At 71.2% G+C, this 19,208-nt stretch carries 17 protein-coding genes; 10 read left to right on the top strand and 7 right to left on the bottom strand.

What is annotated here, in order from left to right; all coding sequences use genetic code 11:
• Window positions 1-15: 15 nt before the first annotated feature.
• Entirely contained in the window at window positions 16-462 is a 447-nt protein-coding gene (locus tag ACWED2_RS26180; RefSeq protein ID WP_449693127.1) for a MarR family winged helix-turn-helix transcriptional regulator, read from the bottom strand.
• Window positions 463-562: 100 nt separating this feature from the next.
• Between ACWED2_RS26180 and ACWED2_RS26175 the strand changes: the two genes are divergently transcribed.
• On the top strand, window positions 563-1,702 hold the full coding sequence (locus ACWED2_RS26175; RefSeq protein WP_449693126.1) for a dipeptidase: 1,140 nt from the start codon (window positions 563-565) through the stop codon (window positions 1,700-1,702).
• 46 nt (window positions 1,703-1,748) lie between these two features.
• Complete coding sequence (locus ACWED2_RS26170; protein ID WP_449693125.1) at window positions 1,749-2,207, top strand: LapA family protein; 459 nt, start codon at window positions 1,749-1,751, stop codon at window positions 2,205-2,207.
• Here ACWED2_RS26170 and ACWED2_RS26165 read toward each other — a convergent pair.
• The gene (locus ACWED2_RS26165) at window positions 2,204-3,025 is read right to left on the bottom strand and encodes a maleylpyruvate isomerase family mycothiol-dependent enzyme (RefSeq protein ID WP_449693124.1); all 822 of its coding nucleotides are present in this window, start codon (window positions 3,023-3,025) and stop codon (window positions 2,204-2,206) included. The two genes, ACWED2_RS26170 and ACWED2_RS26165, sit on opposite strands and share 4 nt — an antisense overlap.
• 83 nt (window positions 3,026-3,108) lie before the next feature.
• Between ACWED2_RS26165 and ACWED2_RS26160 the strand changes: the two genes are divergently transcribed.
• The 8 genes from ACWED2_RS26160 (at window position 3,109) to ACWED2_RS26125 (ending at window position 14,936) form a co-directional block, all read left to right on the top strand.
• Complete coding sequence (locus ACWED2_RS26160; protein WP_449693123.1) at window positions 3,109-3,900, top strand: Abi-alpha family protein; 792 nt, start codon at window positions 3,109-3,111, stop codon at window positions 3,898-3,900.
• 4 nt (window positions 3,901-3,904) lie between these two features.
• Entirely contained in the window at window positions 3,905-5,140 is a 1,236-nt protein-coding gene (locus ACWED2_RS26155; RefSeq protein WP_449693122.1) for a DUF445 domain-containing protein, read from the top strand.
• A gap of 255 nt (window positions 5,141-5,395) precedes the next feature.
• Complete coding sequence (locus ACWED2_RS26150) at window positions 5,396-8,425, top strand: patatin-like protein (RefSeq protein ID WP_449693121.1); 3,030 nt, start codon at window positions 5,396-5,398, stop codon at window positions 8,423-8,425.
• A gap of 235 nt (window positions 8,426-8,660) precedes the next feature.
• Complete coding sequence (gene ectA, locus ACWED2_RS26145) at window positions 8,661-9,170, top strand: diaminobutyrate acetyltransferase (protein ID WP_449693120.1); 510 nt, start codon at window positions 8,661-8,663, stop codon at window positions 9,168-9,170.
• A 15-nt stretch (window positions 9,171-9,185) separates the two neighbouring features.
• A complete protein-coding gene (gene ectB / locus ACWED2_RS26140) occupies window positions 9,186-10,439 on the top strand; it encodes a diaminobutyrate--2-oxoglutarate transaminase (protein WP_449693119.1) in 1,254 nt (417 codons plus the stop codon).
• 12 nt (window positions 10,440-10,451) lie between these two features.
• Complete coding sequence (locus ACWED2_RS26135) at window positions 10,452-10,844, top strand: ectoine synthase (protein WP_449693118.1); 393 nt, start codon at window positions 10,452-10,454, stop codon at window positions 10,842-10,844.
• A gap of 31 nt (window positions 10,845-10,875) precedes the next feature.
• A complete protein-coding gene (thpD, locus tag ACWED2_RS26130; protein WP_449693117.1) occupies window positions 10,876-11,778 on the top strand; it encodes an ectoine hydroxylase in 903 nt (300 codons plus the stop codon).
• A gap of 410 nt (window positions 11,779-12,188) precedes the next feature.
• Window positions 12,189-14,936: a BTAD domain-containing putative transcriptional regulator gene (locus ACWED2_RS26125; protein ID WP_449693116.1), complete on the top strand. Its 2,748-nt coding sequence runs from the start codon at window positions 12,189-12,191 to the stop codon at window positions 14,934-14,936.
• A 281-nt stretch (window positions 14,937-15,217) separates the two neighbouring features.
• On the opposite strand, the gene ACWED2_RS26120 is transcribed toward ACWED2_RS26125, so the two are convergent.
• The 5 genes from ACWED2_RS26120 to ACWED2_RS26100 all read right to left on the bottom strand — a co-directional run bounded on the left by ACWED2_RS26120 (window position 15,218) and on the right by ACWED2_RS26100 (window position 18,749).
• Window positions 15,218-15,883: a DUF4190 domain-containing protein gene (locus tag ACWED2_RS26120; RefSeq protein ID WP_449693115.1), complete on the bottom strand. Its 666-nt coding sequence runs from the start codon at window positions 15,881-15,883 to the stop codon at window positions 15,218-15,220.
• 306 nt (window positions 15,884-16,189) lie between these two features.
• Window positions 16,190-17,071, bottom strand: coding sequence for a hypothetical protein (locus ACWED2_RS26115; protein WP_449661516.1), 882 nt, complete (start codon window positions 17,069-17,071; stop codon window positions 16,190-16,192).
• Window positions 17,068-17,544: a DUF6932 family protein gene (locus ACWED2_RS26110; RefSeq protein ID WP_191311839.1), complete on the bottom strand. Its 477-nt coding sequence runs from the start codon at window positions 17,542-17,544 to the stop codon at window positions 17,068-17,070. Before ACWED2_RS26110 ends, ACWED2_RS26115 begins: the two co-directional genes overlap by 4 nt.
• A gap of 57 nt (window positions 17,545-17,601) precedes the next feature.
• On the bottom strand, window positions 17,602-18,006 hold the full coding sequence (locus ACWED2_RS26105; RefSeq protein ID WP_449693114.1) for a hypothetical protein: 405 nt from the start codon (window positions 18,004-18,006) through the stop codon (window positions 17,602-17,604).
• A 14-nt stretch (window positions 18,007-18,020) separates the two neighbouring features.
• Entirely contained in the window at window positions 18,021-18,749 is a 729-nt protein-coding gene (locus ACWED2_RS26100) for an OmpA family protein (RefSeq protein ID WP_449693113.1), read from the bottom strand.
• Window positions 18,750-19,208: the final 459 nt, after the last annotated feature.

The raw sequence follows: 19,208 nt of genomic DNA, 5'->3' as shown, positions 1-19,208 counted from the left end.
GTGACCTCGACTTTTTCAACGGTCGGCGTTGAACGCGCGCAGTGTCCGCATCGCTTCGGCGAGTGCCGGGGCGTCCTCACCGAGCGGGGTCAGCACGATCCGCCGCAGGATGTCCGCGGCGGCCGCGCGGGCCTTGTTCGCCACGTCCAGCCCGTGCTCGGTCAGCGACGCGAACGTGACGCGGCGGTCGTCGGGGCTGGGGATCCGGCAGATCAGGTCGGCCGCGACCAGGCGGTCCGCCACCTTCGTGAACCCGCCGCTGGACAGCGCCGCCTCGGTGGCCAGGCGGGTCATCGGCATCCGGTGGTCGGGCGAGCGGACGAGCCGCAGGAGGATGTCGAACGACGCCGGCGCGAGTCCGAAGCGGTCGGCGATCTCGCCCATCAGCCTGTCCTGGGTGGCCAGGTAGCCCTCGATGACCAGGCCCCACCAGGTGACGATCTCGTCGTCGTCGGTCTCCACGGGAGGTATTTTACCGCAACACCTCGCCGGATTACTTCTTCCGGGAAAGATGTCAGCCCGTTTGTATGAACCGTATACCGGCCGTCCCTACGATCGGCCGATGACTAACGAGGCACTACAGCGTGCTACCAAACTGCTGGACGCCGTCATCCTCGCCGACGGGCACAACGACCTGCCGTGGGAGCTGCGGCAGCACGGTGGCCCGAACCCGGTCGAAGCGGCCGCGTCCCTCGACCTGACCGTGCGGCAGCCCGCGTTGCACACCGACTTCCCGAAGCTCGCCGACGGGAAGCTCGGCATGCAGTTCTGGTCGGTGTACGTGCCCTGTGAGTTCGAAGGCCACAGTGCCGTGACCGCCGTCCTGGAGCAGGTGGAAGTCGTCCACCAGCTGGTCGAGCGCTATCCGGACCGGCTGCGGCTGGTCACCACCGCGGACGAGGCCGAGGCCGCGTTCGCCGACGGGCGGATCGCCTCGCTGCTCGGCGCCGAGGGCGGGCACAGCATCGCCGAGTCGATCGGCGTGCTGCGGATCCTGCGCCGGCTCGGCGTCCGGTACATGACGCTGACGCACAACTTCAACACCACCTGGGCCGACGCGGGCACCGACGAGCCGGCCCACGGCGGGCTCACCGAGTTCGGCCGCGACATCGTGCGCGAGATGAACAAGATCGGGATGATGGTCGACCTGTCGCACGTCGCGCCCTCGACGATGCGGGCGGCGATCGAGGTCAGCTCGGTGCCGGTGATCTTCAGCCACTCTTCCTGCATCGCGGTGAACGACCACCCCCGCAACATCCCCGACGACGTCCTGGCGAAGCTGCCCGGCAACGGCGGCGTCGCGATGATCACCTTCGTGCCCGCGTTCGTCTCGCCGAAGGTCGCCGCCTGGAACGAACGGCTCGAGGCCGCGATGGCCGAGGTCGGCCTGGAGTACCGGAACCTGGGCCTGCGCGGGAAGTTCGTCAAGGAATGGGACGGCCCGCCGAAGCCGACGGCGACCGTGGAGGACGTCGTCGCGCACGTCGAGCACGCCCGCGAGGTCGCCGGCATCGACCACATCGGCCTCGGCGGCGACTACGACGGCGTCGGCTCGCTGCCGGAGGGCCTGGAGGACACGTCCAAGTACCCGGTGCTGTTCGCCGCGCTGCTCGAGCGCGGGTGGAGTGAGGACGACTGCGCGAAACTGGCCGGGAGGAACACGCTGCGCGTCCTGCGGGAGGTGGACGGTTTCGCCCGTTAGGGGGTTTGAAGGAGCGCACCCCGCGCGCCCGACGGACACTGGGCTCATGACGCACGCGCGCGGGGGCGCGGCCGACCGCCCCACCGGTCCCACCAGTCACGACCTCCCCAGGAGCGGCGACTCCGGCCGCCGCGAGCCGGGCGGGCCCGAGGTGCCCGAGGGCGCCCTGGAACCCGCCGAGCTGCGGGCGGGTGACGTCCGGCCCGGCGCCGACGAGGTCGCGCCGGTGCGCCCGGCACCCAGCAGGCCCGCCACCAAGAGGGCGCGGCCGACGCGGATCAGCGGCACCTGGGTCGCGGTCATCGCCGGCCTGCTGGTCCTGGTCGTGCTGCTGATCTTCATCCTGCAGAACCTGGACTCGGTGACCGTGCACTTCTTCGGCGCCGAAGGCAGCCTGCCGCTGGCCATCGCGATGCTGTTCTCGGCGATCGGCGGCGCGGCGCTGGTCGCGCTGATCGGCGGGGCGCGGATCCTGCAGCTGCGGAAGCAGGCGCGGCGCCGCTAGACGATGATCGAGGTCATCCCGAGCATGGTCGCGCAAACGTTTTCGTCGCCGGTCGTCCGGACGCCTTCGGTACTCGAGGCGTTGCGGGTGCAGAGCCGCCAGAACGTGTCCAGGTCCGTCGTCACGGTGGCCAGCGGGGTGCGGGACGTCGGTGCGCCGCGGTCCAGCACCCAGCCGTCGCGCTCGCGGCGCGCGTGCCACTTGCCTTGGCCGGTCACGGTGTAGCCGACCTGCTTGCCGACCCGGGCCTCGACGTCACGCAGCGTGTGCGGCAGCGCCCGGACGAACGTGTCCGCGATCGGCTCGGCGTACTCCGCCTCCAGCGGCGTGTGCTCGAGTGCCTCGCGGATCTGGACGTGGTGCACCCAGAATTCCGAGTAGTCGCGGGCGGCGTCCAGCCAGCGCGGCGCGGGCTCGTCACCGGCCCAGCTCACCGGGATGCCGAGCTCGTCGAGGTCGAGCTGCGCCCAGTACTCGGTGGTCTGGCCCATGAACTCGTACAGCATCGTCATCAGGACGTCCGTCGAGAGCCGCCGGCACGCGACGACCCACTCTTCGTTGATCCGGTCGATGAACCGGGGAAACGCCTCACCCGGACGGGGGCCCTCGGACGGGTGACCGTCGCGGCCGCGGGACAGCCGGCCGACCTTGTCGCCCAGCAGGTGGGCGGCGACGTCCTTGACCGTCCAGCCCGCGCACATCGTCGGCCGCGTCCAGTCTTCGTCGGTGAGCGCGCCGAGCAGCGTCATCAGCGCCTGTTCCTCTTTGGAGAAGTACGGGAGGACGTCGATCGGCGGGCCCCAGCGCGTCGGACTCATACCCTGAATTGAACACGTACGTCACACCTCCATTCGGCCTACCCGCAGGTAGCATCACCGCGTAAGCAGAGGGGAGTCCGCCGGTGAACGCAGAGCGACCGAACGGCCGGGGTGCCGCCGACGACGTGGCCGACCTGGCCCGGCGCGCCGGGCAGCTGGCGGGTTGGGCCGCGCGCACCGGCATCGCGCTCGGCCGCAAGCTCCCCGGTGTCGAGACCGCCGAACGCGGCGTGCGCGAGGTCGAGCGCCAGCTGCTGACCGAGCTGCGCCGCCGGCTCGACGAGGTCGACGACCCGTACCACGCGGCGCTCACCGCGGCGTCGGCGATGCACCGTCCCGCGGTGCCCGGCAAGGTCGAAGCCGCCGTCACGCTCGTGCCGGTGCGCGACAACCACGCCGAGCCGCTGCGCGCGGCGATGGCCGAGCTGCTCAACCACTCCATCGGCTTCGGCCGCGAGCGCGCCCGCGAGTACTTCTACGCGATCATCCTGCGCCAGCTGACGCCGGACGAGGCACGGATCCTGTCCGCGCTGTCGGACGGCTCGCCGTTCCCCGCCATCGACGTCGTCGAACGGACCGGCCTCGGCGGTGCCGGCCGGGTCGTGCTGCGCAACGCCTCGACGGTCGGCAAGGCGGCCGGGGTGTCTCTGCCCGACCAGGTGCCCGGCTACGTCACCCGGCTGATCGGGCTCGGCCTGGTCGACCTCGACGAAGAGGTGCCGTCGCTGGAAACGCAGTACGAGATCCTGCTGACCGACGAGACGGTGCGCGAGGCGGAGAAGCACGTCCGGCGCGCGAAGTTCGTCCGCCGGACGATCCACGTCTCGCGGCTGGGTGCCCAGTTCTGGCAGGCCTGCGACCCGAGCTTCGGTTAGCGGGATGGGGGCCTTCTTCGCCGGCATCGTCGGCGACTTCGCCCGGCACTGGCCCCTCTACGTCTCGATCCCGGTCGTCGCGGCGCTGATCGGCTACGGCACGAAGCTCGTCGCGATCCGGATGATGTTCCAGCCGGTGGAGTTCATCGGCGTCAAGCCGTTCCTCGGCTGGCAGGGCATCGTGCCGAAGCGGGCGGCGCGGATGGCGAGCATCGCCTGCGACACGATGACCGAGCAGCTGATCAAGCCGGCCGAGGTGGTGGCGCGGCTGGACGCGTCCCGGATCGCCCAGGAGATCGAGAAGCCACTGCTGGCGGGCGTCGAGGACATCGTCCGCGAGGTGGCCGGGCACTACCAGCCGGGGCTGTGGGAGTCCCTGCCGGTCCGGGTGCAGCGGCTGGTGATCGAGCGCGTCCAGCACGAGTCGCCGCGGATGGTCGCGGCCGTGCTCGACCTGATCAAGTCCGATGTGGACAGCGTGTTCGACCTGAAGGGCATGGTGGTCACCAGCCTGGTCAAGGACAAGCGCCTGCTGAACCGGATCTTCCAGGAGGCGGGCGCGAAGGAGTTCAAGTTCATCGCCCGCTCCGGCCTGGTCTTCGGCGGCGCGATCGGCGTGGTCCAGATGGTGGCGTGGGTGCTGTTCAAGTTCCCGCCGATCATGCCGGTGTTCGGCCTGTTCACCGGCTGGTTCACCGACTGGCTGGCGCTGCGGATGATCTTCTACCCGATCGAGCCCCACCGGTACTTCGGGGTGCAGTGGCAAGGCCTGTTCCTGAAGCGGCGCGCGGAGGTCGCGGAGGCCTACGGGTCGTTGATCGCGAAGGAGATCATCACCCCGCACAACGTGATCGAGGCGATCCTGAACGGGCCGCTGTCGGACCGCGTGCTGGCGCTGATCCAGCGGCAGCTCGACCGCGAGCTGGGCAGCGTGGCGAAGCCGCTGCTGGTGTTCGCGGTCGGCAGCCGGAAGTACCAGGACATGAAGCTGGCGATTGCGTCGCAGATCATGTCCCGCCTGCCGGAGACGATGCGGTACATCGAGGACTACGCGACGGACGCGATGGACATCCGCAACGTGCTGGTGTCGAAGATGAAGGAGCTGTCCCCGAGGGAGTTCGAGCGGCTCCTGCGGCCGGCCTTCGAGCAGGACGAGTGGATCCTGATCGCCACGGGCGCGGTGCTGGGCTTCGCGGTCGGCGAGGCACAGGTCCTGATCCTGGAACACCTGGCGGCTTAGGCGAAGTCGAACGCCCGCCGCGCCTCGGCGACCTGCGCCCGGTGCTTCGCCGCCCACGCCGACAGTTTTCCGGCCGAGCCGCCCGCTCGTAGCCGGCTCGAGGGACGCGGCCATGGCTGAGAGCGTCGCGGGGTGTCGGTCGTGACCGCGGGCGGCTGAGCGGGTGAACAAATCCACCCGAACGGCCGTACCCGCGGACGTATCCCCGGGGTCACCCTTCGCCTCTACTCTGCGTCGGGAAGACGGGAGACTCCCATGGCCGAGACCGTGGAACCGTGGCAGCAGGAAATCCGGCTCGCGATGACCATGGTCGGCGGGGCCAGCCTGGCCATCTGGATGGGCGGGGTCGCCACCGAGACGTCGCAGCTGCTGACCGAGTCGCGTGCCGCGAGCGGTGGGCTCTACCGCCGGCTGCTGGACGTCCTGCGGGCGAGCGTCTCGATCGACGTCCTGACCGGGACCAGCGCCGGTGGCATCAACGCCGCCTGTCTCGGGCTGGCCGAGGCCTTCCGGTCGACGCCGCAGGTGCTCCGGGACACCTGGATCACCACCGGTTCGCTGGAAAACCTCGTGCGGGACGCCAAGGAGGCGCAGCCGCGGTCGGTGCTCGACGGGGACCGGGTGCTGCTCGGCGACGTCGAACGGGCGCTGCGGCAGATCACCGCCGGAGGGACCCCGCCCGTCGACGACCCCGACATCACCGTGCTGCTCACCGGCACCATGATCGACGGCGAGACCACCCGGTTCGACGACGCGCTCGGCAACCTGGTGCGGGACACCGAACACCGGATGCTCTTCCGGTTCTGTGGTCCACTGTGGACCGTCGGGGTGGAGGGGCCGCTCGCGCTGGCCGCCCGCTCCACCGCGTCGTTCCCCGGCGCCTTCGAGCTGTCCCGGATGCCGATCGGCACCGACGGCACCGACCGGCTGCACCCCGACATGACGCCGTACACCGAGCTGACCCGGTCGCACTGGCTGACCGACGGCGGGGTGCTGCTCAACAAGCCGCTGCGCCCGGCGCTGCGCGAGATCTTCGAGCGCCGGTCGAACGTCGACGTCCGGCGGCTGCTGCTCTACGTCGTGCCCACCGGCGAAGGCGAAACCGACGCCGTCGCGTGCGATCCGGCGGACCCGCCGCTGCTGTCGAGCGCGATGGCCAAGGTCGTCAACACCGTGATGAGCCAGTCGATCAGCGCCGAGCTGGACGACCTGACCCGGCACAACGACGCCGTGCTCCGGGCGCGGGACACCCGGGTCTCGCTCGCCGCGCTGGGGCTGCGTGGCGGCCCCGGCTGCCTGGTCGACACCCGGATCGCCACCGCGTACCGGGAGCGCCGGACCGCCGAGGACGCCGCCGAGCTGGTGCGGGTCGCCGCCCGGCGGTACGCGCTGGCCGAACCCGGCACCCAGTGGGCGTCCGGGATGTCGCAGCAGCTGCGGGACATCGCCGTGGCGGGGCTCGAAGGCGACATCCCGGCCACACCGCCGGCCACCAGCGTGGCGGTCGACGGCCTGCTCGCCTACCGGACGACCGCCCTCGACGACGCCGTCGCGATCGGCCTGCAGCTGGTCAACGCCGGGTTCCGCCTCCTCACGGACGCCACGCGGGCCGCGGAACTGAACGCCGCGCGGGGAAAGCTGCACGAGGCACGCCGGGCCGCCGGCCGCGGTGTCCGGCTGGGACAGTGGGTCACCGCGCACCCGGGCCCGGGCGCCCGGTCGCTCGAGGGGTGGATCGAGGACCTCGCCGAGGAGTGGGTCCGGCCGGACAAGACGGCCGGGGTCGCGACGGCGTGGCCGATGCTGGTCGGGGCGCTGCGGTCCGCGGCACCGACGCTGCGGGCGCTGGCCGCGGCCGCGCCGTCGAAGGCGGAATCCGTGACGACCCTGCTGGACTGGCTGGCGCTGGGCCCGGACGGCGCGGGCGGCGACGACGTCGTCCAGGCGCGCCTGCTCACCCTGCACGTGGCGACGCGCGGGCTGCTCGCGCAGGCGCCGTCGGTCGACCAGCGCGTCGACCTCGTGCAGGTCAGCGCCGATTCGCGGACGCTGCTGGACATGACGCGACGCCGGTCGTGGGACAAGCTGACCGGCATGCAGGCGAGCTACTTCGGCGCCTTCTACAAGGCGTCGTGGCGGGCCAGCGACTGGATGTGGGGCCGGGTCGACGGGGCCGGCTGGCTGGTCCAGTGCCTGCTCGACCCGAAGCGGCTGCAGACCCTGCAGACGGTCGTCGGCCGGGACCGGTTCCGCGACGAGTTCCGCGAGGTGCTGGCGCCGGGCTGGCGCGTGCCGGACGCGCAGGACCGGTGCACCCCGGAGGAGGCGGCCGACCTGCGGAGGCAGCTGACGGCCGAGCTGGCGTTCCTCGGGCTGGACGCCGACCTGAACCGGCTGGCCGGCTTCGGTGCCACCCGGCCGGTCAGCATGCCGGTGACGGCCATGGTGCTGGCCCGGACGCGGCAGGCGGAGATCGCCGCGGAGGAGCTTCCCGTCGTCGACCTCGCGGCGCGCTTCGACGCCGAAGACCGGACGGGCATCGACAAGGCGCTGCGGGAGGAGCTGCCCCGGGTCGACGTGGCCGCCGCGCAGGCGCAGTTCCAGGCCTGCCGCGTCTCGGCCGAGAAGCTCGCCGGGGAACAGGGCACCGCGCGGCTGACCCGGACCCTGGTGGCGCTCGGCGCCGCCACGGTCAACGCCGGGACGATCGCGTTCCGGCTGCCCGGTGGCTGGCCGCGAACCGTCGCGAACATGCTGCGCACGGTGGCCAGGAGCACGGCGCGGGTTTCCCAGGGCGCGTCCCGCCTCGGCACCGCGGGCTCGCTGGTGGCCGGTGCGCTGGCGCTGCTGGCCGGGCTGGTGATCGGCAACAACGGCGGCGCGGTCCTGCAGTGGGTCGGCCTCCCGGTGCTCGCCGGCGCGGCCGTCTACCTGGCGACGGCGTTGCTCACGACGGGCCACAAGGTGCGCTGGCTGTGCACCGCGCTGGGGGCGCTGGTCGTGGCGGCGTTGCTGCTGGCCGCGTTCGTGCCGCCGCTCGCGCGGCCGTTCTTCGGCTGGCTGGGTGACGTCGTGGCCGGCTGGCGCCGCGGCGAAGGCGCGGTGTGGTGGCTGCTGGTGTCCGGGTTGCTGATCCTGCCCGCGGTCGTGATGCCGCTGAGCGCGATCGGGCGGCGTCTCGGCCACCGCCGCGCGCGGGCCAAGGAGGCGAAGACCGTGGCGCTCCCGGTCGACGGCCGCGTGCCGGCGAAGGCTCCGGACGCCGTCGCCGAACCCTCGCGCTGAGCGCCCGTCGCCGGATTTCCGGCCCGTCGCCTTGCGATCATCCCGGTTTGCGTTCATCGTTCGGTCAGGGCACCGGTGTCCACCGGCGCCCCGAGCGCGCGTTTGCCCAGCCACCGTCCACTTCAAACATGTTTGTGTGCCTGCTCACCGGGTACATCGCGTCCCCGCAGGTCATCGCGGGGGCCGTGAGCTGGGTCGCTGGCAGGCGGAAAATTCTCTGTTACGTTTCCTGAGTATGTCCGTAACGCACTTGATCGAATCCCCGACCAAGGCGGACGGCGCGGAGCTGTGGCGAATCGCGCGTGATTCCGCCAAGCTCGATCTCAACTCGCCGTACGCATACATGCTGTGGTGCCGCGATTTCGCCGGGTCTTCGGTGGTCGCGCGTGAGGATGGCAGGGCGGTCGGTTTCGTCATCGCCTACCGCAGGCCGGACGAGCCGGAGGCGGCGCTCGTCTGGCAGGTCGCGGTCGATGCGTCCCAGCGCGGAAAGGGCCTGGCCGGGGCCCTGCTCGATGCGCTGTACACGCGGCTGGTCGGCGCGGGGGTGCGTTACCTCGAGACCACGATCACCCCGGACAACGAGGCGTCCATCCGGCTGTTCACTTCCTTCGCGAAGCGGTGGAACGCCGCGGTCGAAACCAGTGTGCTGTTCGACGGGGCGGATTTCCCCGAAGCCGGGCACCTACCGGAAGAGCTTTACCGCATCGGTCCGCTGACAGCGCCGACGAATCCGGGCGATTAGGAGAGAAAGAACCACATGAGCATCTTCGAAGAGCTCGAATCCGAAGTACGCAGCTACAGCCGCGGCTGGCCGGTCGTGTTCGACCGCGCGCAGGGCAGCCACCTGTACGACGAAAGCGGAAAGCCCTATCTGGACTTCTTCGCCGGGGCGGGCGCGCTGAACTACGGGCACAACAACCCGCGGCTGAAGCAGGCCCTGATCGACTACATCCAGCGCGACGGCGTCACCCACGCCCTGGACATGTTCACCGTGGCCAAGCGCGACTTCCTGCAGACCTTCCGCGACAAGGTGCTCGACCCGCGCGGGCTGAACTACAAGGTCGTCTTCCCCGGGCCGGGCGGCGCGAACGCCGTCGAGGCCGCGCTCAAGCTGGCGCGCAAGGTGACCGGCCGGGAAGCGGTCATCAACTTCACCAACGCCTTCCACGGCATGACGCTGGGCGCGTTGTCGGTCACCGGCAACTCGATGAAGCGCGGCGGCGCCGGCATCCCGCTGGTGCACGCCACCCCGATGCCGTACGACAAGTACTTCGACGGCGCGATGCCGGACTTCCTCTACTTCGAGAAGCTGCTGGAGGACTCCGGCAGCGGGCTCAACGAGCCGGCCGCGGTGATCGTCGAGGGCGTGCAGGGCGAAGGCGGCATCAACGCCGCGCGCCTGGAGTGGCTGAAGGGCCTCGACGACCTCTGCAAGCGCCACCACATCCTGCTGATCCTCGACGACGTCCAGATGGGCTGCGGCCGCACCGGCCCGTTCTTCTCCTTCGAGGACGCCGGGATCAAGCCGGACATCGTCTGCCTGTCGAAGTCCATCAGCGGCTACGGCATCCCGATGGCGCTGACGCTCATCAAGCCGGAGCTCGACGTCTGGGAGCCGGGCGAGCACAACGGCACCTTCCGCGGGATCAGCCCGGCGTTCGTCACCGCCAAGGAAGCGATCGACGCCTACTGGAGCGACGACGAGCTCGAGAAGTCGACCAAGGCGAAGGGCGAGCGCATCGCGAGCGCGTTCAGCGGCATCGTCGAGGCGTACCCGGAGGCGGAGCTGCTCGCCAAGGGCCGCGGCCTGGCGCGCGGGATCGAGTTCCGGAGCGGCGAGCTGGCCGGCCGGGTGTGCGCGGAAGCGTTTGCGCGCGGCCTGCTGATGGAAACCTCCGGTCCCGACGGCGAAGTCATGAAGCTGCTGCCGCCGCTGACGCTGACCGACGACGAGCTGACGCAGGGCCTGTCGATCATCGACGAGTCCGTCAAGGCCGTCCTGAAGAAGTAAAGGAGTTCCCCCTTGCTCGTCCGCACGCTCGACGAGATCACCGACACCGACGCCGACATCAAGACCGAGAACTGGCGCAGCAAGCGGATCATCCTCGCCAAGGAGGGCGTCGGCTTCTCGGTGCACGAGACCACGCTGTACGCGGGGACGATCAACGACTTCTGGTACGCCAACCACATCGAGGCGGTGTTCATCACCTCCGGTGAGGGCGAGGTCGAGGATCTGGCCACCGGCAAGGTGTACGAGCTCAAGCCCGGCACCCTCTACCTGCTCAACGACCACGACAAGCACCAGGTCCGGCCGAAGACCGAGATCAAGTGCGTGTGTGTGTTCAACCCGCCGGTGACCGGCCGCGAGGTGCACGACGAAAACGGCGTGTACCCGCTGATCACCGAGGACGCGTAAGACCGGAGAGGAACAACAGGAGGCGAAGCCCGTGACGCTGACGGACACCCGGGTCGACGACGGTTACCCGACCCGGATCACCGGTACGCCGGCCCACCTGCCGCGCGTGCACCCCACGGTGTGGGGTACCGAAGCCGACGGCCCGATCGACGCCGCCACGCTGGCGAACCACGAGACCCGGGGTTACACCGTGGTCGAGGACATGCTCTCCGTCGGGGAGGTCCAGACGTACTGGCAGGAGCTGGTGCGGCTGTCCTCCGACCAGGAGCTCGCCGAGGACGAGCGGGTGATCACCGAGGCGAAGACCGGTGAGGTCCGGTCGATCTTCGACGTCCACGAGATTTCGGACCTGATCGCCGAGCTGGTGCGCGACCCGCGCGTGCTGGACCGGGCGCGCCAGCTGCTCGGCTCCGAGGTGTACATCCACCAGAGCCGGGTCAACTACATGCCCGGGTTCAAGGGCACCGGGTTCTACTGGCACTCGGACTTCGAAACCTGGCACGCGGAGGACGGCATGCCGTCCCCGCGCGCGGTCAGCTGCTCCATCGCGCTGACCGACAACCACCCGTTCAACGGCGGCCTGATGATCATGCCGGGCTCGCACCGGACGTTCGTCCAGTGCGCGGGCGAGACGCCGGACGACAACTACAAGAGCTCGCTCAAGGACCAGCGGGTGGGCGTGCCGGGCGAGGACGACATCACCCGGATGGCGGCCGAGTACGGCATCGACCAGTTCACCGGCCAGGCGGGCTCGGCGCTGTGGTTCGACTCGAACATCATGCACGGCTCCGGAAACAACATCACCCCGTACCCGCGCTCGAACATCTTCCTGGTGTTCAACAGCGTCGAGAACGCCCTGCAGGAGCCGTTCGCGGCCGGCGCGCCACGGCCGGCCTTCATCGCGGGCCGGGATTCGACGCCGATCACGAGGTGAGCTGGGTCGCGCCGGGGTACCGAGAAAGAACCTGACCCGCCGGTGACCGGTCCGGTGCGCCCTGTTACGGTGTCGCCACCGTGCGGGTGTGTGGCCCGCGCAACACGTCTTCGCGGACAGCCGGCGGCGGGTACTTCGCTCGGGGTGAGCTCACCCGCCTGGTCGCCCTCGGTGGCGGAAGTTTTGCCAGTGACCCCGCACCACCGGATCGGGACCGGTGGTGCGGGGTCCTGTCATGCCGGCGCCAACCGCAGTCCCGTCGCGCCCCGGCTGCGGAATCCGCAGAGTCACGAAATGTCCTGGTCCTGGCCCGGTGGGGCGGTATTCGCCGCTTGGCCATCACGGTAGGTTGATTTTTCCGGCGAGGGCGACGCCGGGGGCACCGTGGACCCGGGGAGGTGGGCGCGAGCATGGCCCAGACCCGGCTCCAGCTGCTCGGTCCCGTTCAGCTCTTCCACGGCGGTGAACCCGTCCCGATCGGCGGCCCCGGCGTCCGCGGCCTGCTCGCGCTGCTGGCGCTCAAGCCCGGCAAGGTCGTCGGGCTCGACGAGATCATCGACGCCCTGTGGGGCCACGACCCGCCGGCGACCGCCCGGACCATCGTCCACGGCAACGTTTCCCACCTGCGGCGGGTCCTGCGCGATCTCGACGGCCCGCGCATCCTCACCACCCCGCCGGGCTACCGGCTGGACATCGAACCCGACCGGATCGACGTCCACCGGGCGCGCACCCTGCTGGACCGCGCGTCGCTGGCCACCCCGGAGGTCGCGGCCGGGCTGCTCGCCGAAGCCCTCGCGCTCTGGCAGGGCCCCGCGCTGGGCGGGGTGCCCGACTCCCTGCGGGCGCCCGAGCTGGAAGACCTCCGCCTCGCCGTGCACGGCGCCCGCGTCGACGCCGACCTCGAACTCGGCCGGCACGCGGAACTGATCGTCGAGCTCAGCCCGATCGTCCGGGCCGATCCGCTGGCCGAGCGGACCGCCGGGCAGCTGATGCGGGCGCTCTACCACGCGGGCCGCCGCGGTGACGCGCTCGAGCTGTACCGGACCGTTTCCCGGGCGACGCTGCGCACCCTCGGCGTCGAGCCCGGCGCCGAGCTGCGCTGGCTGCACGAGCGCGTCCTCAACGACGACCTCCCGGCGCGGGACGTCGTCGTGCCTGCCGCCGGCGCGGAGCCGGCGAAAGCGATTTCGCAGCTGCCCGCGGCGGTGCCGAGCCTGGCCGGACGCGACGAGGAACTCGCCTGGCTCGACGGCCTGGTGACCAGGGCCGAGGCCGGGCAGACGACGATCGCCGTGGTCAGCGGGACCGCCGGGGTCGGCAAGAGCGCGCTCGTCGTGTGGTGGGCGCACCGGGTCGCGCGGCGGTTCCCGGACGGCGTCCTGTTCGCGTCGCTGCGCGGCTTCGACCCGCACCACCCGCCGCTGGAGCCGGCCGAGCTGCTCACCCAGTTCCTGCTCGGCCTCGGCGTCGAAACCGCGAAGGTCCCGGAGCTGCTGCACGAGCGCGTCGCGCTCTACCGGTCGCTGATCGCCGGGCGCCGGATGCTGGTGCTGCTCGACGACGCCCGCACGGCCGAGCAGGTGCGCCCCCTGCTGCCGCCGAGCGCGCGGACGATGACGGTGGTGACCAGCCGATCGCGCCTCGACGGGCTCGCGGTGTCGAACGCGGCCAAGCAGCGCGTGCTCGGCACGCTCGCGCCCGACGACGCCGTGGCGCTCATCGAGGAGCTCGCCGGCCCGGCGAGCCTCAACCACGCCCTCGCGCGGCTCTGCGGCTACCTCCCGCTGGCGCTGCGGATCGCGGGCGCGCGGCTTTCGGCGAGCGCCCAGCGGACCGCGGAGGAACTCGTCGACGAGCTCGGCAACGAACGCACCCGGCTCGCGGGCCTGCAGGTCGACGGCGCCGACGACAGCGTCCGCGCGGCGTTCGACGTCTCCTTCCGCGGGCTGCCCGGCGAAGTCGCCGAGACGTTCCTGCAGCTGGGTGCGGTGCCGGGGGTGCTGGTCGGGCCGCACGTGATGGCCGCGGTCGGGCAGATCACGGTGGCCGAGGCCCGGCGGCGGCTGCGCGCGCTGGCCGCGCACAGCCTCCTCGCCGAGACCGAGCGCGACGTCTTCGTGCCGCACGACCTCGTCTGCCTGTACCTGCGGGAGCTCGCGGAGCAGGAACTGGGCGACAAGGAGCGCGACGAAGCGCTCGGCTGGACGATCCGCTACTACCAGGCGGTGGCCGATCGGGCGCGGCGCCGGCTGGGCCGGGTCGCCGACCCGCTCGACTTCTCGTCCGTGCTCGCCGACGACGCGATGCCGCCGCTGCCCGGGTTCGCCGCGGCGCACGACTGGTTCGCGGCCGAGTGGCCGAACCTCCTGGCGGTCCTCGACGCCGCCTACGCCGCGGGCCGCCACGACGAAGTGTGGCGGCTGGCCCGGCTGGTGCACACCTACCGCGTCGCGTGCCCGCTGCTGGACGAGTGGACGCGGATGGCCGACCTCGGCGTCGCCGCCGCCGAAGCCGCGGGCGACGTCGCGGGCCAGTGCTGGCTGCGCCTCGCGCGGTGCGAGATCGCGCTGACGTTCGAGCTCCCGGGCTTCGGGCGCGCCGACGCCGAACGGGCGGCGGAGCTGTCGGCCGCCTCGGCCGACGACCGGCTGCGCACGTCGGTGGACCTGCACCTCGGGCGGGTGCTGAGCCGGCTCGGCGACCACGAAACGGCCATCGAGCGGCTGGCCGCGGCCGTTGCGAACGCCCCCGACGTCACCCTGCGCGGGCAGGCGCTCAGCAGCTGCGCGCAGGCGGAGAAGCGGGCGGGCCGGCTGTCCGACGCGATCGCGCACCAGCGTGCCGGCCTGCGGATCGACCGCGAACTCGGCGAAGACGACCAGGTCGTCGTCTCGCTGGGCAAGCTGGCCGAGCTCAGCCTGCGGGCCGGGGACCTCGAGGCCGCGGAGCGGTACGCCTGGGAGGCGATCGACCTCGCGATCAGCCGGGAGTTCGTCGCGCGCGAAGGGACGCTGCGGCTGACCTTGGGCCGGGTGCTGCGGGCCCGGGGCGACATCGACGGCGCGCGCGAACAACTGGCGTTGTCCGTGCGCATTTACGAGCGCGTGCACCCGAAGCTCGTCGGTGAGGTCCGGACCGAACTCGCGGAACTCCAGTGAGCCCTTTCCGACAGTTTCGAACTGCGGGAATTTCGTTGCGAATGGGTCACGACCCCGCCCGCGCGCTGAATCCTTAGTGGATTCTTAGTGGGCGCGGGCGCTGTCCGCGTAGGTTCGGCGGTGCCGGCGGAGCCCTAGGGGAGGGGCAGGCGGAGAAGCCGGTGCCAGGCCTCGTGCGGGAAACCGTGGCGGGGTCCGGAGCCGCCAGGAGCGGCTCGTGGCGGCCCGGCCGGCCGACTTGGGGGTAGGCCGGCCGGTCGCCAGGCGGTGTCCGGGCCCGCTCAGCCGACGTTCGCCGTGCAGAGCGCGATCGTCGCTCCGCTGTTTTCCGCGACCTTCTTGCCGTCGACGAGAATGGCGCACTTGATTTCGTTGCTGACCGTCGCATTGCGGGTGTCCGCGGTGAGCGTCAACAGGTAGGAGCCATTGTTGTAGGACGCCTGCCCCAGCCAGGCGTCGGTGCTGGCGGGCGCGATTTCGGTGCGCTGGTCGTTGAGGCTGCCGTAGCGCACGGTCGCGCCGCCGGCCGAGGTGACCTGGAAGGTCACCGCGTGCTTGTCGCCCGCGACCGCGGGCAGGTGCAGCCCGGACTCGCCGCCGCCGATGAAGGTCGAGTACAGCAGCATCCCGGCCGTGGTGAGCAGCGCGGCGGCCGTGACGGCGGTGGCGGTGACCGCCACCCCGCGGCCACCGACGGTGCCCTTCTTGGCCTGGACCAGCCCGCTGACCGCCAGGACGAGCCCGATCCCGCCCAGCGGCCACGCGACGAACTCGACGTCCGGCACGAACGTGACGACCAGCGCGGCCACGCCGAGCAGCAGGCCGGCGATCGCCAGGATGTTCCGTGCGGGCTTCGCGTTGGCCTGACGACGCTCCGTGGCCGTCACCGGCGGCGCGGGGCGTCCGTGGCGCGCGGCGGCCGGCGGGTACTGCGGGTCGGTCATCATGCGAACCCCTTCGGGTGGGAGTGCGACGACGTTAACCCATAAGTGTGGCCCAGAACGAAATTGTTACATTCTGGAAAAAGTCATTGTCCCACCATTTGTGGTCAGGTATCGATATTTCCTGACATCGTGGGCATGACGTGGCCCGATGATCAATGGGAAGAATATCGGAGTTCCCACTGCTCTGCGCGGTCTTTGCCGACCTCGCAGCGGGTATCGTAAGTATCGTACGAACATCCTGGAACCACCGTGAGGCCTACGACGACCGTCGGGTACGGCGTTCAAGACGAAAGTCGCATACCGGACTTCTCAGTCGAAAAGACTCACTTCCGGGGTGATTTCGAGCAACTCGAAGACGGGCCGGCCGCGGCGGCCGTCGATCGTCGTCGTGCGCACGACGCGTAGCCGGGCTGTCACCGGGCGGTCGAGGTTCTCCTTGATCTGGTCGAGCAGGTCCGGCGCCACCGCGCCCTGGATCGTGCCGCCCGACTCCCGGTCGAGGTAGAAGATGCGCCGCCGGGTGCGGACGCCGTCGAGCCGCCCGCGGACGGTCTCGTAGCCGACCGCTTCACGGGATTCGCGGAGGCTGCCCTGCAGGATCCGCGCCTGCTCGGTGGTCATGCTGCGGGTGACCTGCTCGCCCGCGGTCGGCGTCAGCGCCATCCCGATGCCGGCGTTCTTCGCGACGGCGTTGACGATGTCGCTCACCGCGTTGCGGACGGTGTCGCGCTGGAGCAGCACGGCGTCGAGCGCGCCGTCGTCCGAGCCGTTCGCCGGCAGGAAGTCGCACAGCTCCTTGACCGCGCGCTCGGACAGCGTCTCGATGCCGTCGACGATCAGGGCGTCGTCGGCCAGCGGCTCCGGGAAGCCGAAGAAGATCGCGTTGCCCGCCTGGCCGCGCTGGATCAGCGGCGCCTTGTCGCGGTCGGTCTGCTGGACCTGGGTGACCTCGCCGGACGGGTTCCGGATGATGTGCCCGATCTTCGCCGTCGCGTCCTGCAGGGCGCGGCTGATGTCGGAGAAGGTGTAGGCGTCGATGGTCTGCTCGCCGATCACCGACACGTGCAGCAGTGGGGAGCGGGATGTCCGCTCGAACTTGGCGTTGGCCGCCATCGCGGAGGCGCGGGCCAGGTCGTCGAGCCACGTGCCGCCGGGGATCTCGTCGGCGATGCGCCGGAACTCGTTCCTCACCAGATCATCTCCGGGTAGCCCCTGCCGCCTTCGGCCCAGACCTCGGCCCACACGTCTTCGTCGCCGGGGCGGCACAGGAAGCCGTCCAGCATGCCGCCGACCGGCTGCACCTGGTCGAGGTACATCGCCGGCTGCCCGACGATCACGCCCCGCAGCGTGAGCAGCCCGTAGAGCGCGGACCGGCCGGCGTCGTCGAGGCGCTTCAGGGCGCCCCACTCGTCCGGGATGAGGACGACGTCAAGGCTGCGCGGCGGGTGGGCGGTGCGGGTGATGAGCTCGCCGCCGATCCAGGCGCGGCCGGACGGGATGATCCGCCGGGCGACGCCGAGATAGCTGTTGAGCGCGCTGAACAGGATCTCGCGATCGTTCTGGTGCGGGGCGTCGAACACCAGGCGTTCGTAGACGTCGGCGAGGTCGCCCGCGTGCCGGCCCGGCGGCAGGACCTGCTGCGACGTCCAATGGGGGAGCGCCACGCCACCCCCCTTTCCGCCCTCGCTCACAGTGCGTAGCCGAACTTACCAGGATGGGTGTCAGCCACCGCGCCCAGGCTGGTGCCACTGCCGGCCGGCGTCCGGCGGCTCTTCGGCCTGCGGCCAGGCGGGTTCTTCTTCGGTGGGCCAGTCCTCGTCCTGCGCCCCGCGCTGCGGCGGCAGCGGCAGGTGCCCTTCGCGGTGGCCGACCGGATCGCCTTCTTCGTCGTCGGGCACGGCGGCGCGCGGGCCGGGCGCGTGCTGGGCCCAGGCGGCGGGGATGAACTGCGTCTGTTCGGTCGACAGCGGTGGCGGCGGCTCGTACGGCTCGGGTTCGGGTTCGGGCTCCCGGACGGGCTCGGGCCGGGGGCGTTGCGCGGCGCGCAGCACGAGCCACGAGGTCAGCGCGCCGAGGGCGAAGGCGACGATCAGCCACAGCCAGATCTGCCCGAACAGCCAGAACATCAGCTCAGCACCCCTCAAACGACCGTGATCTCGACACGCCGGTCTTCTTCGCCGCCGGTGGCGGGCCGGGTGTCGCCCAGCCCCCGGTAGGTCACGCGGTTGGCCGTCAAACCGTTGGAGGTGAGAATCCGCGCGACGGCCCGCGCGCGGTCCCGGGAGAGTTTGAGGGCGGCGCTCTCCCCGCCGGGCCCCCGCGCGACGTGCCCGGTGACGCGGTACCGGAAGCCGGCGGGCGCCTTGGCGAGGGCGATCGCGACGCTGCGCGCGGCCTGTTCGCCATCGGCGGTGAGCCGGGCGGTGTCGGGTTCGAAGGCGATCGGCGCCTCGGCGAGCATCCGGTCGATCTCGGCCTGCACGCCCGCCTTGTCGGTGGGCGGCGGAGCGGTGGTCGTGGTGGTCGGCGGCGGGGTCGGGGTTGCCGTCGTGGGCGGTGGGCTGCCGGTGGCGGGGCTCGGCGCCACGGGGGTGACGTCGCCGTTGACTTTGGCGGCCCGGACCCCGTCGACGCCCTGCACGATTTCGAGCGCCCGCAGAGCCTGCCCGGGCGGGAACCCGCTGAGCGTGGCATCCCGGCCGTCGAACCGCACATCCCCGGTGGGCAGGCCGGCTTGGAAGAGCGCGGCTTGGGCCCGGGCGGTCAGGTCGCGCTCCATGTTCCCGGACTGGGCCCAGGTGGCGACCCCCGCGAGCAGCGCTGTGACCAGCACCGCAACCGGGACCACGAGGATCCAGCGCCGACGCATAAGGGGACTGTAAGCCGGGTGCCGCGGGTTGGCGACCTGAATCCGGGTGGTGCTCCACAAGTTGTCCCCAGGTAAGTCGACATGTGGACAACTCGGGGGATCGTGATCGGTTGGGCACTTTCTGTCTGAGGTGGGCGGTACGCTGGATGCGGGTGGCTCCCCCAGGGAGGGTGGGTCAGGTTCGGGCCGGGTTCGAGTGTCCGAAGGTGCAGCTGTCCTGGGTGGTGGGCCTCCTCGGCCAGCGAACAAGGCCGGGGGTGCCGGGTCTCTTTGGCCGGCGAGCAAGGCCGAGGGGCCGGGTCTCTTTGGCCAGCGAGCAAGGCCGAGGGGGCTGGGTCTCTTTGGCTGGTGGGCTGTTTGGTGCCCCGCCACCCCGAAGCCGGGATTGTGACTACGGCCGGCAGTACCGCGTCAAGGCGGGAAAGCGTGCCTTGACCCGGCACTGCCGGCCGTGTTCTG

The organism is Amycolatopsis sp. NPDC005003, assembly GCF_053600695.1.
The sequence above is the reverse complement of the archived record's forward strand: the minus strand, read 5'-3'. Positions and strand labels throughout refer to the sequence as shown.